We start from the raw sequence: 17,575 nt of genomic DNA on the forward strand, positions 1-17,575 counted from the left end.
TTCCGGCGCGCGATGTTCCAGATGGCATGGACCATGTTACAACGCCATTACAGTCTCGGGACAGCATGGGCAACAGGCGATTACCTGCAAAATCAATGCAGGAAAACCATACCGTCCCCCTTCCCCCGTTCCATCATCGTCCCTTCAGCCGCGCGGACCGCGAAAAGCCATGTCCCCACGCGCATTTCCTTCGTCCTGCGCCAGCAGTTCGGCACGCCCCAGTATGCGTGACAGGACATCCACCGTCCGGTCCATCATGTCGGCCGGAATGTCATGCAGGAAGCGTGCCTCCACCTCCGCGCATATTTCATGCAGGCGGGCGCACCTGTTTTTTCCATCGGCGGTCAGGACAAGCCTCTTGGCACGCCGGTCGGCCGGGTCCGCCCGCCGTTCAACCAGCCCCTCATTTTCCAGCAGGTCCAGCACGCGCACCAGCGCGGAGCTGTCGGTATTCATGGCGTGCGCCAGGTCGCGCTGCGACACGCCATCGGGCAGCATCATGAGGTAGGCGAGCGGACGCATCATCGCCATGCTCATCCCCTCGGGACGGATCGCGCGGTCCAGAAGCAGCCGCCACGTATTGGACAGGCGCATCGTCAGGAACGTCATGCGCATGTCCTGAAAGCCGGTTCCTTCAACATCGGGCAGTGGGGAATGTGCTGACATGATGCTCCAACGTGTCGGTCTATCGCCTACCCCTTCGATATCACGAAGGAAGACAGGAGTGGATGCGGCGATTCCACACGGCATCCACGCATCCGTGCGACCTGTCGGGATTCAATGCATCCAAAACATTGACATGGCAATAATTGTTATGGACTTAATGCACCGTGTTTCGCAGCGGATCCCCTGACATGCCATTTCCCTTCGCGCCTTTTTCCGGCCCGCCTTCGTCCCATGACGGGGCCGCGTCTTGGTAAGATTCCTGCCCGGAATGTTCGATGCCTTCCGTGACGATGCACGATGGCGTGCCCACATCGGCACTGCCGCCTTCAGCGCGCGCGTCATGCTGTCGGTGTGCATCGCGCTGTTCCTGGCCTTCAGTTTCCAGCTCCAGTCCCCGATGAGTTCGGTGACCACCGTCATGATCGTCGCCAATCCGGCGGTAGGCGCACTGGTCTCGAAAAGCATATGGCGCATGATCGGCACCGTGATCGGCGCGATCATCAGCGTGGCGCTGATGGCGATGTTCGTGCAGTCGCCGATCCTCTACATCATGGCGCTGTCGGTCACGGTGGGGCTGGCCTGCATGGCTGCGACCTTCCTGCGGCTGTTCCGTGCCTATGCCGCCGTGCTAACGGGATATACCATCGTCATCATCGCCGCCCCCGCCTTTGGCGATCCTGATGGCGTGTTCCTCAGCGCGCTTTCACGGCTGTCCGCCGTGGTCGTGGGCATCGTGACCACGGCGGCGGTCTTCATGGTCACGTCGCCCCGCCGGTCCGATCCGCTGATCGAACGGATCCGCGCCATATTCCGCGATACCGTCGGTTATGTGCTGTCGCGTCATGACACGGGCGCCGACGCAATGACGCAGGCTGCGTTTCACGCCCGACGCGCCGGACTGCTGTCGCAGCTTGCCAGCCTGTCGGACGCCGTAGAATACGCCGCAACCGACAATTACGACATCAGCGTGCGCCACCGTGAAATCCGGGCAGGGCTGGCACGGCTGTCGGGAATTGTCGCGGCCTATCACCCGCATGCCATCATCGCGTCGGAGCATGGGGGCATATCGGATGAACAGCCATCCCCCGACGGACTGATCGCGGACCTGATGCGCGACCTGCTGAGGGTGAGCGAACATGCCTCGCTCGGCGAAGTCTGCGCCACGGCCTGCCTGCGCATCGAACAGACACGCCAGGCATTGCTGGTGCGGGCGGAAAATGATTTGTCCCCCCGGCAGCTTCTGTTCCTTGACGATGCGCGCGACCTGCTGTCGCGACTGGAAAACGCCCTGCACGATCTTGCCCATCGCGGGGGCCGCGACCGCACGCTGCGGCTGCGCCCGTTCATGGAATGGCCCACGGCGCTGCGCAACGGCGCGCGCGGGGCGCTGACGACGCTGATCGCGGGGCTGACATGGTATATCCTGCACTGGACGGCCGGACCGATGATGATGCTGTATGTCGTCGCGGCCTCCAGCCTTCTGTCCACGGCGCCATCGGCATCGCGTGCCTCCGGGCTGCTGGCCGGGGGGACCGCGCTGGGCGTGCCGGCGGGGCTGCTGTGCCATCTGTTCGTGTTGCCCCGGATCGATGGATATCCGCTGCTGTGCGCCAGCCTGTGCCTGTTCCTGCTGCCGGGGATATGGCTGCAGTTCAGTCCCCGCCTGGGTATCGGGGCCTTTGGATATTCCGTGTTTTCCACCATCATGCTGCAGATCAACAATCCCATTCACTACAACGACATCTCCCTGATGAATGAATGGGTGGCGATCCTGGTGGGATGCTGCATGCTGGTGCTGTCGTTCCGCGTCATCCTGCCCCCCAATCATCGCCTGGACGGGGCTAGGCTGGTCTCCTCCCTCTCACGCAGCGTCCGGCAGCTTGCGCTGGGGCGTTCATCCCTGCAGGGGCAATGGATCGTGTGGGAAAACCTGCAGCTTCAGAAAGTGGCGCGCCTTGCCATGCGGCTGTCTTTCTGCGCGCCCGCGCCGGTTGCGAACCTGTATGTCGATGCGGCGCTGGCGACCATTTCGCTGGGGCGTCTGGTCGCGCGGCTTCGCCATCTTGCCTTCGATGCCGCCACGCCCCAGCCGGAACGCGAGCAACTGCGCGATGCGCTGTCCACCTTTGGCGAACTGACGCGCATGCCCCTGCAGACCGCGCGAAACCTGCGCGAGATCTGCGCGCGCATCAGCGCGGGACAGGCCCTGACATCCCTGCCACCCCGCCGGATGGAGGCCATTGCCTGCATGGAACAGGCGGAACGGATCATTCGCGACATTCCCGACTTCCTTGACCGTAACGGCCCGATCCAGTGGTCGGACGCCTATCCCCGCGCGCGGGCGTTCCTCGCCATGCCTCAGCCGGACGGCAGGTTGCCGGAATGATGGGTGCAGCCGGGATCATGGTCGATAATCATGCCCATCGCCTGCATCCATGCATAAACGATGACCGGCCCCACGAAACGGAACCCCCGCGCCCTGAGCGCCCGTGACATGGCCTGCGACAGGGGCGACTGTGCCTGCACCGTCCCGCTTTCGTTGCGGACCGGCCCATCGGGCGTCATGCTCCACGCGAATGTCGCGAAATCCTCGCCCCGCGCCTGCATGTCCAGATAGGCCCGCGCGTTACCGATCGTGGCCACGATCTTGCGGCGGGAACGGATGATCCCCGGATCGGCCATCAGGCGCGCGACATCCTCCTCCCCGAACCGGGCGACACGGGCCGGGTCGAAACCGGCGAAGGCGCGGCGGAATCCCTCACGCCGTTTCAGCACCGTCACCCATGACAGGCCGGCCTGAAACCCCTCCAGCATCAGTCCTTCCCAAAGGGCGCGGCCATCATGCACCGGCCGCCCCCATTCTTCATCGTGATAGGCCGCCAGCAGCGCACTGCTGCCCACCCATGCGCACCGACGCGGCAGGGATGCGCTCATGCGTCGGACTCCACCTCCACCGTGGGGGGCCGGGCATATCCGAAGACCGAGCGTCCCCCGTATTCATGGGACCTGCGCCGTTCCGCCCCGATGAAGCCCGAAAGGGAGGGCCCGGTCGCATGCTGCTCCAGGCGTCGGGCCTGCCGGTCCAGCCGGCGCAGGGCATCCAGACGCTCCTCATTGCCCAGGCGCGCCGCCGCCACCGCTGCCTTCATGACGGAGATGGTGCGGTCATACACCGCGACAGGAACGGGATAGGGTTCGCGGTCCTTGCCGCCATGGGCCAGCGAAAACCGCGCCGGATCGGAAAAGCGGCACGGCGCGCCATGCACCACCTCCGCCACCTGCGCCAGCGACAGCACGGTGCGCGCACCCACGCCGGGAACCAGCAGCAGGTCCGCAAAATCCTGCGGACCGCAATGGGCCGCCGCCGCCAGGGCGCCATGCAGACGCCGCAGCACCACGTCGGACGAACGCACGTCATGATGTTCCGGCATCACGAGATGGGGCAGGAACGGCATGTCGGCGGGCGCGGTACTGCGCGGGCCACGCAGGGCCGAAACCTCCCTGACGATACGATCGGGACCGAATTCATGCAGCAGTTCAAGCTGCCCGCGTCGGGACGCATCGGCGCGCCGGTCAGTCAGGTTGACGATCTGCCCCTGTCGACGCCCCTCGATGGCGGCATGAGGCATTTCGACGAAGCTCCGCACCCCTTCGGACAGCCAGTGATAGCGGCGAGCAAGGCGCTGCGTGCCGTTCATTCCCTGCTGTATGACCGTCCAGCGCCCGTCATCGGTGACGATGAACCCATGAAGATACAGGTCGAAACCGTCCTGAACCGCAGCACTGTCCACCTTTGCCACCAGGCGGCTGGCCCTGACCCACGCGGCGGCGTCTCCCCCCGTTTTTTCCCCCACCGACAGCAGTTCGTCGGGCGTGCGGCGCGAATGACGCCCCCTGCCCCCGCAGACATGAACGCCCAGTTCGGCGGACAGGGGCGCAAGGCCACGCTTGAGCGCGCCGATCACGCTGGTTGTAATGCCGGAAGAATGCCAGTCCATGCCCATGACGGCGCCAAAGGACTGGAACCAGAAGGGATGCGCCAGCCGACGCAGGAATTCGTCACGGCCATAATGATGGATGATCGCCTGCGCGATGACGCCACCGAGACGGGCCATCCGCTGCCCCAGCCAGTGGGGCACCCGTCCCCCATGAAGCGGCATATCCGCGCTGCCTGCCCGTCGTGCCACGCTCCACGCCCCTGCAAGAACATTAAGGAAACATTGTCCCTAGCACGAAGCACGCGTCGCAGGCCACAGGGAACGCGGCCAAGGGGTGGAATTACCCCTCCGTCACCTGGGCAAGGGCGAAAATCCGCCGCAGGACAATGCTGTCATCTTCGGTCAGCAGACTGCCGAGCGTCGCATCATCCAGCACCGCCATGAACGCACCGACCGCCTGTCCCAGCAACCCGCGCAGGCGGCACTGTCGCGCCAGGACGCATGCGCGTCCATTTTCGTCCATCGGTTCGCAGGCGACCAGCGTCATGTCCTCTTCGGTATGGCGGACCACATCGCCAATGCGGATGTCATCCGGCGAACGCGCCAGCGTCAGCCCGCCGCCACGTCCGCGCACGGTCTGGATAAAGCCGCCACGCCCGAGCCTGTGTATGACCTTGACGAGGTGATTTTCAGAAATGCCGTAGGCCGTCGCCACCTCATGGATGGAGACCCGGCGCTCGCTATGGAGCCCTACATAAAACAATGTCCGCAAGGCATAATCAGTATGTAAGGTCATCCACATGACAAATACATAACACCCGCATCATGCATGAAAAAGAGGAAACAAAAGATACTATAATTATCTATGTTTTAATGAAATATTAAAATCTTCGGGATTTCTGAACTTCGACAGCAGTTTTTCCGTCCACAACCAGATAATACGCGCACGATTACCAGAATTCACTTATTCGTGACATCTGATCTGACCGGCATATTTCCGAACGCCGGATTTCCTGCCTTTCCATGTCCGCGCCCTTCCGCGGCCATCGACCGTTTCCAGTCGGAAACCATCAGCAGGAACTTTTCATATCCTTCCTGATATCATCAAAGCTTTTCTTATTCCGGTCACTTTTTCAAAGCTGTCCCGTTTTCCATCCTGCGCAGGGGCGGATGCGCGATCATGTCGATGATGGCGGCCGCCGTTTCCTCGACCGAACGATGCGTGACATCGATAACCGGCCAGCCATGCCGGGCACACAGCCGACGCGCCCAGACAAGCTCCTCCTCCACCCGCGTCGGATCGACGTAAGGACGCATGGACTCATCGGATATCCTGCGCCGGGCGAATTTACGGCCCGGCAGCATCATTCCCACCCGCGAACGCCGGATTTCCACCAGTGTATGCGGGTCGATCATCAGGCCGACAACGGTTCCCCGGTACTCCAGCAGGCCAGCGGGAAGTGGAACATCCTGCACCAGCGGAACATTGGCCGCGCGCACCCCGCGATTGGCGAGATAGAAGCAGGTGGGGGTTTTCGACGTTCGCGATACCCCCACCAGAATCACGTCCGCGTCCTCCAGCGACTTGGCCCGCTGCCCGTCATCATGACCGATGACGTACTGCATGGCGTCAATGCGACGGCGATATTCATCGTCCATGACATACTGGCCGCCCGGGTGACGTTCCGCCCGCCTGCCGGTTTCGCGTTCCAGAAAATAGATGGTGCTGTCGAGGATGTTTTCGACATGCACCCCCATGCGGTGGCACCCCGTCCGCAGCGCATCGCGCAGGACGGGCGTCGTCAGGGACGACAGGACCGGCCCCGGTTCCGCCGCAATCCCGGCCAGGACACGCCCGACCTGAATTTGCGAGCGGACCAGATTCCAGCTGCGTTGCACGAAAGACGATTCCGGAAACTGCGCGCCACAGGCACGCACGACCGCCTCCAGCGTCTGGCCCGTGGCCTCTGACACCAGATGCAGGACAATCGGCTGACTGTTCATATATTTTCGCAGTGCAGCGCCATCATCAGACGGCGCTGCCTGCCCCCACGCTGTGGTCAGGCGACCGCGTTTTCCTCACGATGGGCCAGCGCCGCCTGGGCCGCAGCCAGACGTGCCACCGGCACACGGAAGGGCGAGCACGAGACGTAATCCAGACCGACCTCGTCAAAGAAGGCAATCGAATCCGGATCCCCCCCATGTTCGCCGCAGATGCCCAGTTTCAGGTCCGGACGCGTCGCACGCCCCCGTTCACTGCCCATCCGCACCAGCGCCCCGACGCCGTCCCGATCGATCGACACGAACGGGTCCTTCGACAGCAGTCCGTGATCCACATAGAACGGCAGGAACGATCCGGCATCGTCGCGCGACAGGCCAAAGGTCGTCTGCGTCAGGTCATTGGTCCCGAACGAGAAGAAATCGGCACATTCCGCGATTTCCCCCGCCTGTATCGCCGCGCGGGGCAGTTCGATCATCGTGCCGATCCGATAGTCGAGCGCGGCGCCACGTTCGCGCAGGACGGACGCGATTTCCGCCTCCGCCGCGCGGCGGACCACCTCCAGCTCCGCACGGGTCGCAACCAGCGGGATCATGATTTCCGGCACGATCCCCTTGCCCGTCTCGTCCGAGACCTGCAACGCGGCCTCGATGATCGCACGGACCTGCATTGCATAGATTTCCGGATTGGTCAGGCCCAGCCGACAGCCGCGATGACCAAGCATCGGATTGGCCTCCGCAAGGGCGGCGCAACGGGCGCGTACCTCTTCGACCGTCCGGCCCAGCGCGGCGGCGACCTCGGCAATTTCGGCATCGGCATGCGGCAGGAATTCATGCAGTGGCGGATCAAGCAGCCGCACCGTGACCGGAAGCCCGGCCATGATGCGGAAGATGCTGACGAAATCCTCCCGCTGGAAGGTAAGAAGCGCATTGATCGCGCGCTGGCGCACCGCCTCTTCATCCGCGATGATCATCTGGCGCACATGTCCGATCCTGTCAGGGCCGAAGAACATATGTTCCGTGCGCGCCAGCCCGATTCCTTCCGCCCCGAAACGGCGCGCCGTACGGGCATCGTCGGGTGTTTCGGCATTGGCGCGCACGCCAAGGCGACGGATGGAATCGGCCCATCCCATCAGGGTGTTGAAGTCATCCGACAGGACCGGGGGAATCGTCGCGACGCGCCCCAGATAGACGGCCCCCGTACTGCCATCGAGGGTGATCCAGTCACCTTCGGCGATGGAATGACCGTCAATGGTCATGACCATGGTGGCATAATCGATATGGATGCTTCCCGCGCCGGCGACGCAGACGCGTCCCATGCCGCGCGCGACGACGGCGGCATGCGACGTCATGCCGCCACGCGCCGTAAGCACGCCACGGGCGGCGTGCATGCCATGCACGTCTTCGGGCGACGTTTCCACGCGCACCAGGATCACGTCCTCGCCACGCGCGGCGCGTGCCTCGCACTCCTCTGCGGTGAACACAACCGCGCCGGAGGCCGCGCCGGGCGACGCGGGCAAGCCACGCGTCAGCTGAATACGCTCGGCCTTCGGATCAAGGGCGGGATGCAGCAACTGGTCGAGCGAGGTCGCCGGGACGCGACGGATCGCGTCTTCCTTGGAAATCAGCCCTTCGCGCGCCATGTCGATGGAGATTTTCAGGGCGGCGGCGGCCGTCCGCTTGCCGTTACGGGTCTGCAGCAGGTACAGGACGTTGCGCTGGACCGTGAATTCGATGTCCTGCATGTCGCGGTAATGACGTTCCAGCAGGGTGCGGACCCGCAGCAGTTCGGCATACGCGTCAGGCAGCACCGTTTCCATGGGATGCTGCCCTTCCTCCGCACGGGCATTGGACATGGGCTGCGGGGTGCGGATCCCGGCGACCACATCCTCGCCCTGCGCATTGATCAGGTATTCGCCATAGAAGACATCCTCGCCCGTGGCAGGATCGCGGGTGAAGCACACGCCCGTGGCACAGTCGTCGCCCATGTTGCCGAACACCATCGACTGGACATTGACCGCCGTCCCCCAGGAGGCCGGGATATCATGCAGCCTGCGATAGGTATTGGCGCGCGGGTTCATCCAGGAACCGAAGACCGCGCCAATGGCCCCCCACAGCTGCGCCTGCGGATCGGAGGGGAATTCCTGACCGGTATGTTCGCGGATGATCTCGTGATAGGCGCCGACGACCTCGCGCCATTGCGCGGCGGAGATGGCGGTGTCGTCAAGAACGCCCAGCGTCCGCTTGAACTGGTCGAGGACATCCTCGAAATGGTGGTGGGTGACCCCCATGACCACGGATCCGTACATCTGCACGAACCGGCGATAGCTGTCCCATGCAAAGCGCGGATCGCCGGATGAACGGGCCAGTCCTTCCACCGTCCTGTCATTGAGGCCGAGGTTGAGGACCGTATCCATCATTCCCGGCATGGACACGCGGGCCCCGGAACGGACCGACACCAGCAGCGGTGCATTTTCATCGCCGAAACGCAGCCCCATCGCCGTCTCGATGCGCTGCATGGCCGCATCCACCTGGGCGCGGAGATCGTCGGGATAATTGCGCCCGTTTTCATAGAACGCCGAGCAGACATCCGTCGTTATGGTAAAGCCGGGCGGGACCGGCAGGCCGATCGACGCCATTTCCGCAAGATTCGCGCCCTTCCCGCCGAGGAGATTGCGCATTTCCGCGCGTCCTTCGTTCAGGCCGTTTCCGAAACTGTATACCCACTTCGTCATGTCTGCTCGTTCCCACTTGCGATAGCGCCACACCCCTGAAATCCCATTCTGGCGCAAGGAATGCAAAGGCAGGCCACCATATTCTTCATATTATTGTTTTCAGCAGGGCCAGATAGAAAAATTATGCGAGTTCCCGAATTTCGGCAACAGATATTTTCGCGCCACGGGCATGACAATACATCAGGAATGCGAACATATCGCAAATGGACGCCATTAATGACAGACAAGAGTGGTCCGGTTCTGTTGCATTGCAACATATTTATTTCAATATCTTGCAGTGGGCATGGTGGCTTTGCGGTTTTCTACTTCAACAGGATTTTGCCATGACCGGATATCGGTGATACCAGCCCGGATACTGCAACGGTGGCATTCCTTTGCGTCTGCCGCCGTGGAACATTACACTGGGCCGTGGCATTCAGTACACGCCGCCCCCCAATCACCAAGGACAGGAAACATGATCCGCGATCCGAAGATCATCGAACATCTCAATACCCAGCTTACCAACGAACTGACGGCCATCAACCAGTATTTCCTGCATGCCCGCACGCTCAACCACTGGGGCGTCACCCTGCTGGGCAAGAAGGAATACGAAGAATCAATCGAGGAAATGCGTCATGCCGACTGGCTGATCGAACGCATCCTGTTCCTTGGCGGCCTGCCCAACGTCCAGCGCTACAACCAGATCCTCATCGGCCAGAATGTCGAGGAGATCCTGAAATGCGACCTGAAGCTGGAAGAAAAGGCGATCGCGGACCTGCGGGAGGCCATTGCCTACTGCGAAAGCGTGCGTGACTATGTCTCACGCGATCTGTTCCTGAAGATTCTGGACAACGAGGAAGAGCATGAGGACTTCCTCGACCGTCAGTTCGACCTGATCAAAATGATCGGCATCGAACGCTATATCCAGCTCAACTCCGGCTCGGCCGAACAGGACTGATCCATACCTGCGCGTCGGCCATCCTTCGGGCTGGCCGGCGTTATCCCTGCATGGCGAAGACGGGTATGTGCCGTGACGCCGCTTGCCTTCAGGCCAGCAGGGAACTTTCCGCGCCACCCGACAGGCCAAGCTCCGCGCCCTGTCCCTCATGCGCCTGGCGCAGCGCGCGGCGCAGCAGACACAGCACGCCCGGAACGCAGTTACCGCACTGCGCCTTGCACCCCTTCGCCGCATAAACTTCCTTCGGACGGGTTGCCCCCTGATTTACCGCCATATCGACATCTGTATCCGTCAGCATGTTGCACGAGCAGACAAACATGAAACACCCATCCATTACCGCGAGTCCGTTCACTATATATGAGAACAATTCTCACTATCAATGGGTGGATGATAATTTTTCGCAATTGGATGGACACGCCCGTGCGAGCACCTTCCCGCACCCCATGACCGGCGCGCGAAAGGCATGACAGCAGACCGTTTTGCAAAGGGAGCAGGTCATGTCCGACAGCCGCCCGACAAGGGCGTGCAGCCATCGACATGTATGGACATGCCGTCACCCGACCGCTCCGGCATCGGGTGACGGGAAGCAGAACGCCCCACATGGATATCGATCCATGCGGGGCGCGTGTCTGCAGATATCAGCCCAGCTTCTTGCGCAGGCGCGCATCGAGCACGTCCAGGAATGGCTGGGTATCCAGCCATTTGGTGCCGTTGCCCACCAGCAGGGCGAGGTCCTTGGTCATTTCCCCGCCTTCAACCGTTTCAACGCAGACGCGTTCCAGCGTTTCGGCAAAATGGATGACATCGGGGGTGTCGTCGAAACGCCCGCGATAGGCCAGCCCCCGCGTCCATGCGAAGATGGAGGCGATAGGATTCGTGCTGGTCGGGCGTCCCTTCTGATATTCGCGGAAATGACGGGTCACGGTGCCATGCGCGGCTTCCGCCTCCACCACGTCGCCCGTGGGGTTCAGCAGGACCGAGGTCATCAGGCCAAGGCTGCCGAACCCCTGCGCGACGATATCGCTCTCCACATCGCCGTCATAGTTCTTGCAGGCCCAGACGTAGCCGCCGCTCCATTTCAGGGCGCAGGCCACCATGTCGTCAATCAGGCGATGTTCGTATGTCAGGCCCAGCTTTTCGAAATCCGTGCGGAATTCGCGGTCATAGACCTCCTGGAACACATCCTTGAACATGCCGTCATAGGCCTTGAGGATCGTGTTCTTGGTGGACAGGTAAACCGGCAGCTTGCGATCACGGCCATAGGACAGCGACGCTCGGGCAAACCCCTCGATCGAGGCACGGGTATTGTGCATGCCCAGCGCCACGCCCGGCCCCTTGAAATCATGCACGTCAAGGACCTGCTCCTCTCCGCCATCGGCGGGGACATAACGCAGCGTGACCTTGCCGGGGCCGGGAATACGGGTTTCGGCCGCGCGGTAGATATCCCCATAGGCATGCCGCCCGATGACGATCGGCCTGGTCCAGTGCGGCACCAGACGCGGCACATTGGAACAGATGATGGGTTCGCGGAAAATGGTGCCGTCCAGGATATTGCGGATCGTCCCGTTGGGGGAGCGCCACATTTTCTTAAGGCCGAATTCCTTGACCCGTTCCTCGTCCGGGGTGATCGTCGCGCACTTGACGCCCACGCCATACCGGCGGACAGCTTCGGCTGCCTCGACCGTGACGCGATCGTCCGTCTCGTCGCGATGGACAATCCCCAGGTCGAAGTATTTCAGGTCGATATCCAGATAGGGCAGTATCAGGCGTTCCTTGATGAAATGCCAGATAATGCGCGTCATTTCATCCCCGTCCATTTCAACAACGGGATTTTTTACCTTGATTTTGGCCATGAATGTGTCCGCTCTTTATTGTTACATCCATGCAGGCATGGACATTTCCTTGGGGCGAACATTAATAAAGGCCACTCTGGCGAAGAATAAAGAGATACAGGCACCTCCCCTCTTCACAAACATGACAGCACGAAAAGAAAGGCCGGACCGGCGTGTCTTGTGCCTTACCCACGTGCCTGCCGTAACTGGCGCGAAAGCATGCCCAGTACAAACATCAGGATCACCCCGAATGGCACAAGCCATGTGAAAGCAATGGCATGCCCACGGGGATGGACGAACATCATGACGCCGCAGACACTTAGCAGCGTCAGGATGAAGGCAGGCAGCACATCCCTGACATCCGCACGCGGCAGGAACATGGCGAACAGGAACGCCCCCAGCATCGCGCCATAGGAACAGGCGGCGACCGAAAGTCCGAACACCACCGCAGGGCCATGACTGCGTGAAAAGCCCAGGGCGGCCAGCACAAGAATCACGGCCCAGCCCAGCGTCACCACCCGCGCGAATGCCAGCGGACGCAGGCGCAGGCGACGTGCCGCATCGGCACACGGTCCGGAAAAGTCGAGCAATGTTGCGCTTGTCATCGAATTGAGCGTCGCGGACAACGACCCCATCGTGGCGCTGAGCAGCCCGGCGATCAGCAGCCCGGCAAGCCCCTGCGGCAGTCCGCGCACGATAAAGTCGGGGAAAAGTTCGTCGGACGCATGAAGTCCCACCTCCGCCAGCGACCGGCCATCGTTATGCGCCCACAACAGGATCCCCACCAGCGAGAGCAGCGCGAACAGCCCCCCGACCATGAACCCGCTGCCAATCAGCGCCTTGCGGGCATCGGCAAGGTTCCGCGCCGCCAGGACGCGCTGCACCATCAGCTGGTCCGTCCCGTGGGATGCCATCGACATGATCGCCCCGCCCAGCACAGCGGCGAAGGGTGTATAGGGATTGAGGAAAAACATCGACGAACGCTGGAACAGATGAAACCTGTTGGAATGCGTCAGCATGTGCGTCTGCCCCGCCGTTTCGTGATGGAACAGCAGAAAGACACAGGCAGCCGCCCCCGTCACATAAACCGCAAGCTGTATGGCGTCGGACCAGACCACGGCCCGCAGTCCGCCAAACAGCGTATAAAACAGCGTCAGCCCCATGATCAGGAGCATCACGACGACATCAGGCAGCGGGAAATGCATTGCGGCCAGGATGGCGGCCACGGGCAGCATGCCCGCGAACATCCTGATCCCTTCGGCAAGGACGCGCATCAGAAGAAAGGTGACCGACACCGTACGTTCCATCGAGGAACCGAAACGCTGCCCCAGATACTGATAGACGCTGCTGAACTTTCCGGAAAAGTAATGCGGCAGGAACAGCCAGGCCACCAGCGCGCGCCCCACGACATATCCCGTTGCCAGACCGACAAAGACCATGCCGTTGCCATAGGCGATGCCGGGAATGCTGATGACCGTAAGGGTTGAGGTTTCCGTCGCGACAAGGGACAGGCAGATCGCCCACCACGGCAGGTCGTGCCCCCCGCCGACATATGCGGAAACGGAATCCTGCCGTCCCGACAGCGCGAACGCGATGAACGGCAGCGTCAGACAGTAGATGCAGATAATCGCGAGATCGACAGGAGACATGCCGGTTCCATCACACTTCAGAAACATGGATCATATGACCAAAGCAATACCATATGAACGCCGAAGGCCATCCTGCCCCGAAACATTTTTTTTGTCATTCCGAAACGGAACCATCCCATGAAAAAATAAACCATGCGTGTTTATCGCAGGAATTTCATGGAAATCCGCATTCCCGGATGGAACGACAGGCATGGAACAGGATTGTCATTTCATAACCACAATGGTATTTATTCTGTATCAGGCATATGCATGCCTCCCCTGTCACCGGATCCCTTGCCCATGCATGCTTCCCCTGTCGCGCGACATCCTCGCCGCCGTCATGTCCTCACGCTCGGGGGGGCGGCCATCCTCACGGCCTGCGCGCGCACCGGCCGTGGCCAGCAGATGAAATCAGGCATGGCGGATGTGGATCACCTGCTGAAACAGGCCGTCGCGACACATGCGACCCCCGGCGTGGTCTGCGCCATCGGGCATGGGCAGCAGATCGTGCACCGCGCCGTCTATGGACAGCGCGCCGTCGTCCCGACGCCCGAGCCCATGACGTGGGATACCGTGTTCGACATGGCCTCCCTGACCAAGGCCGTCATAACCGCACCATGCGTGATGCAGCTGTGGGAGGAAGGGCGGCTTGACCTCGACGATCCCGTATCGCGCTATCTGCCGCAATTCGCGACCGCCGGAAAAGGCGACATCACGATCAGGCACCTGCTGACCCATTATTCAGGACTGCGGCCTGATCTGGACCTGACACAGAAATGGCAGGGCCGTACCGCCGCCTTTCAGCGCGTGATGGATACCGTCCCGTCCCACCCGCCCGGCAGCGGTTTCGTCTATAGCGACATCAATTTCCTCACGCTGGGCTTTCTGGTTGAAAAACTGTCCGGCATGACGCTGGATGTCTATGCCGCGCGTTATATCCTGACCCCGCTGGGCATGAACCACTCCCGCTTCCTGCCGCCTCCGGCATGGCAGGGACAGATTGCGCCGACCCAGTTCGACGATGACGGGCACATGCTGCGCGGGGTGGTGCATGATCCTTCCGCGCGTCGCATGGGCGGGGTGGCGGGACATGCCGGCCTGTTCTCCAACGCTTCGGACATGTGCGTGTATGCGCAGGCCCTGCTTGACCGCCGCGCCGGCAGGCCCTCTGCCTTTCCCCTGCAGCAGCAGACGCTGATGATGATGACGACGCCACAGCAGCCGCAGGATAAAACCGACCTGCGCGGGCTGGGCTGGGATATCTCCACCCCTTATTCCTCCCCGCGCGGGGACCATTTCCCGGTGGGGTCCTTTGGACATACGGGCTTTACCGGCACCTCGCTCTGGCTGGATCCGCAAAGCGACAGTTATGTCCTGATCCTTGCCAACCGCGTCCACCCCGACGGGCATGGCAATGTAATCCGGCTGCGCCATGATGTCGCGACAGCGGCCGCCCTGGCGCTGGCTTCGCCCCGGACCTGATCCGCCCTCCTTCTCCCTTGTCAGGAGCCCGCGCCCCATGACCCTTGATGCCCTTCCCCCCTTTTCCTCCCTGACCGAGGGGCAGGATCCGCGCTATGCCGATGTCGATCTGTGGCCTGTCGCCTCCGTGCTGGATGCGCTCGTCGAATCCCAGATGAGCGCCATCGCCGCCGTCCGCGCGGCCGTCCCCCATATGGAAAAGGCCGTGACCGCCGCCCTGCCCCGCCTGATGGCGGGGGGCCGGCTGTTTTATGTCGGCGCGGGCACATCCGGACGCATCGGGATGCAGGACGGGGTGGAACTGCTGCCGACCTTCGGCTGGGAGCCCGAGCGGCTTGTCCTGCTGCTGGCTGGCGGCAATGACGCCGTCTATCAGGCCGCCGAGGGCGCGGAAGACCGCGACGATGTCGCCCGCGCGGAAATACTGGCCCATGATCCCTGCGCCAATGACGTGGTCCTTGGCATCGCGGCAAGCGGCAGCACCCCCTATACCTGTGCCGCCATCGGCGCGGCGCGCACCGCCGGCAGTCTGACGATCGGCATTGCGTGCAACCCTTCGTGCCAGCTGCTGAACATGGCGGAGGTGGGCATACCGGTCGTGACGGGGATGGAGGTCATCTCCGGCTCCACACGGCTGAAGGCGGGAACCGCGCAGAAGGCGACGCTGAACCTGATTTCAACCACGCTGATGATCCGCATGGGCCATGCCTATCGCGGGCAGATGGTGGATATGCGCGTCGTCAATGACAAGCTGCGCCGTCGCGCCTGCCGCATGGTGCGCAGCCTGACCGGCTGCACGGAACAGCAGGCCATGGCGACGCTGCAGGCCGCGAATTTCAACGTCAAGCGGGCGGTCATGCTGTACTGGGGAATTCCCGCCGATCAGATCGAATCCCTCCTCAACGCGCATGACGACAACCTGCGCGGCGTCTTTGCGCAGCTTCATGCATCCGGCGCCAGCGGGGACTGAACCGGGTGAGCCCTCGTACACGGATTGCAGATTCGCTTCAGCCTGATCCCGACAGCCGCATGCCGCTCTATCTTCAGCTGGAGGCACGGCTGCGGCATATGATTGACAGTGGGCAGCTGCGCCGGGGCGACGTCATCCCTGCCGAACGGGAACTGGCCAGCATGACCGGGGTTTCGCGCGTGACCGTGCGCAAGGCCATGGGCAAGCTGGTGCAGGATGGGCTCGTGATCCAGAAAACAGGCGCGGGCACGTTCGTATCCGGCCGTTTCAGCCAGCCACTTTCGGAACTGAGCGGCTTTTCCCAGGACATGCGGGCACGCGGCTTTACGCCGGGTTCGCACTGGCTGGACAGGCAGCACGCCATGGCCGGCCCGGACGAAGCCATGGCGCTGGGGGTTGCGCCGGGCACGCGGATCACGCGGCTCAAACGGATCCGGACCGCCGATGACGAACCCATGGCGATCGAAACCGCCATCGTGACGGCGCGCGACCTGCCTGATCCGTCGATGGTCCAGGATTCGCTCTATGCCGCCTTCAGGGCGCGTGGTCTGGTGGCGGTCCGCGCCCTGCAACGCCTGCGGGCGGGGCTGGCAACCCAGCAGGAGGCGCAGTGGCTGCACCTGAAACCGCACGCCGCCATCCTTCGGATCGAACGCCGCGCGTTCCTAGCCGATGGCCGCGTGCTGGATGTCACCTACTCCACCTATCGTGGCGACATGTATGATTTCGTGGTGGAGCTTACGGCCTCTTCCACGACCCTTTCCTGAGTTTCCGTTTCAAAACAGCACAGGTTTCCGGGGCGGATTTTTCAAAAAAGCGTTGTTAACTGAGGATTTTTGAAAAAATCGTCACAAGATTCCCTTGGACACAGGGCCTATCAATCTGCTGTTCCATGCTTGGATCGGCAGCACGAGCAGCCATGACCAATCTCAATGGCACCCTTTACCGGGTCAACTCATCGCACACACAGTCTTTCGAATGCCATGACAATGAGATTGTCCGGCCTGGTGCCTGAATAATCAATATCCTCATACCGGCCTGTACGTCTCTCCCTCCGGTTTTTACCATTGGGGATCCTGACGCATTAATCGTAGCGGTACGGCAGGGGTTACCAGTCCTGATGTATCTTCGGCCAGTCAACGTCGCTTGTCCCCCAAATGACGATTGGCCTGATACCCATGCGACCCTGCTGTGGCACAGACACCCGTTGGGCACATGACGCCAGCGGCGGTCAGTCACAGTTTTTTCTGGCGGCATTCGGCCGTCTCACCCAATCGGTATCGATTGGAAAACCAATTACCACGGGCAATGCGACTTATCGCAACGACCAATGTGTCGCTAGGCTCAGGACTCATAGCCAGAAGATGACGGTTGCAGCGAGGCAGATTG

General features: G+C 62.0%; 14 protein-coding genes. 5 read left to right on the forward strand and 9 right to left on the reverse strand.

What is annotated here, in order from left to right; all coding sequences use genetic code 11:
- Positions 1-144 precede the first annotated feature (144 nt).
- A complete protein-coding gene (locus NJLHNGOC_RS11825; protein ID WP_239021504.1) occupies positions 145-666 on the reverse strand; it encodes a MarR family winged helix-turn-helix transcriptional regulator in 522 nt (173 codons plus the stop codon).
- Positions 667-934: 268 nt separating this feature from the next.
- Here NJLHNGOC_RS11825 and NJLHNGOC_RS11830 point away from each other — a divergent pair, with 268 nt between their 5' ends.
- A complete protein-coding gene (locus NJLHNGOC_RS11830; protein ID WP_113596534.1) occupies positions 935-3,052 on the forward strand; it encodes an FUSC family protein in 2,118 nt (705 codons plus the stop codon).
- Here the strand turns inward: NJLHNGOC_RS11830 and NJLHNGOC_RS11835 are convergent.
- The 5 genes from NJLHNGOC_RS11835 to ppdK form a co-directional block, all read right to left on the reverse strand.
- Positions 3,025-3,600, reverse strand: a complete 576-nt coding sequence (locus NJLHNGOC_RS11835; RefSeq protein WP_113596535.1) for a DNA-3-methyladenine glycosylase I — start codon at positions 3,598-3,600, stop codon at positions 3,025-3,027. The two genes, NJLHNGOC_RS11830 and NJLHNGOC_RS11835, sit on opposite strands and share 28 nt — an antisense overlap.
- Positions 3,597-4,853: a DUF763 domain-containing protein gene (locus tag NJLHNGOC_RS11840; protein ID WP_113596536.1), complete on the reverse strand. Its 1,257-nt coding sequence runs from the start codon at positions 4,851-4,853 to the stop codon at positions 3,597-3,599. Before NJLHNGOC_RS11840 ends, NJLHNGOC_RS11835 begins: the two co-directional genes overlap by 4 nt.
- Positions 4,854-4,944: 91 nt before the next feature.
- Positions 4,945-5,406, reverse strand: a complete 462-nt coding sequence (locus tag NJLHNGOC_RS11845) for an RrF2 family transcriptional regulator (protein WP_113596537.1) — start codon at positions 5,404-5,406, stop codon at positions 4,945-4,947.
- Between the two features lie 323 nt (positions 5,407-5,729).
- A complete protein-coding gene (locus NJLHNGOC_RS11850) occupies positions 5,730-6,608 on the reverse strand; it encodes a pyruvate, water dikinase regulatory protein (RefSeq protein WP_113596538.1) in 879 nt (292 codons plus the stop codon).
- Positions 6,609-6,664: 56 nt separating this feature from the next.
- Positions 6,665-9,337 (reverse strand): pyruvate, phosphate dikinase, encoded by a 2,673-nt coding sequence (gene ppdK, locus NJLHNGOC_RS11855; RefSeq protein ID WP_113596539.1) that lies wholly within the window; start codon positions 9,335-9,337, stop codon positions 6,665-6,667.
- A gap of 454 nt (positions 9,338-9,791) precedes the next feature.
- Here ppdK and bfr point away from each other — a divergent pair, with 454 nt between their 5' ends.
- Positions 9,792-10,274, forward strand: coding sequence for a bacterioferritin (gene bfr / locus NJLHNGOC_RS11860; RefSeq protein WP_110530742.1), 483 nt, complete (start codon positions 9,792-9,794; stop codon positions 10,272-10,274).
- Between the two features lie 88 nt (positions 10,275-10,362).
- On the opposite strand, the gene NJLHNGOC_RS11865 is transcribed toward bfr, so the two are convergent.
- The 3 genes from NJLHNGOC_RS11865 to NJLHNGOC_RS11875 form a co-directional block, all read right to left on the reverse strand.
- Positions 10,363-10,593, reverse strand: coding sequence for a (2Fe-2S)-binding protein (locus NJLHNGOC_RS11865; RefSeq protein WP_113596563.1), 231 nt, complete (start codon positions 10,591-10,593; stop codon positions 10,363-10,365).
- A gap of 319 nt (positions 10,594-10,912) precedes the next feature.
- On the reverse strand, positions 10,913-12,127 hold the full coding sequence (locus tag NJLHNGOC_RS11870; protein ID WP_113596540.1) for an NADP-dependent isocitrate dehydrogenase: 1,215 nt from the start codon (positions 12,125-12,127) through the stop codon (positions 10,913-10,915).
- Between the two features lie 164 nt (positions 12,128-12,291).
- Positions 12,292-13,755, reverse strand: a complete 1,464-nt coding sequence (locus NJLHNGOC_RS11875) for a sodium:solute symporter (RefSeq protein ID WP_113596564.1) — start codon at positions 13,753-13,755, stop codon at positions 12,292-12,294.
- Positions 13,756-14,034: 279 nt separating this feature from the next.
- On the opposite strand from NJLHNGOC_RS11875, the gene NJLHNGOC_RS11880 reads away from it, so the two are divergent.
- The 3 genes from NJLHNGOC_RS11880 to NJLHNGOC_RS11890 are packed head-to-tail and all read left to right on the forward strand — an operon-like array spanning position 14,035 to position 16,953.
- The gene (locus tag NJLHNGOC_RS11880; RefSeq protein ID WP_113596541.1) at positions 14,035-15,216 is read left to right on the forward strand and encodes a serine hydrolase domain-containing protein; all 1,182 of its coding nucleotides are present in this window, start codon (positions 14,035-14,037) and stop codon (positions 15,214-15,216) included.
- Positions 15,217-15,253: 37 nt separating this feature from the next.
- The gene (locus tag NJLHNGOC_RS11885) at positions 15,254-16,186 is read left to right on the forward strand and encodes an N-acetylmuramic acid 6-phosphate etherase (protein WP_113596542.1); all 933 of its coding nucleotides are present in this window, start codon (positions 15,254-15,256) and stop codon (positions 16,184-16,186) included.
- A gap of 5 nt (positions 16,187-16,191) precedes the next feature.
- A complete protein-coding gene (locus NJLHNGOC_RS11890) occupies positions 16,192-16,953 on the forward strand; it encodes a GntR family transcriptional regulator (protein ID WP_239021505.1) in 762 nt (253 codons plus the stop codon).
- Positions 16,954-17,575: the final 622 nt, after the last annotated feature.

It is taken from the genome of Novacetimonas cocois (assembly GCF_003311635.1).
GTDB lineage: Bacteria > Pseudomonadota > Alphaproteobacteria > Acetobacterales > Acetobacteraceae > Novacetimonas > Novacetimonas cocois.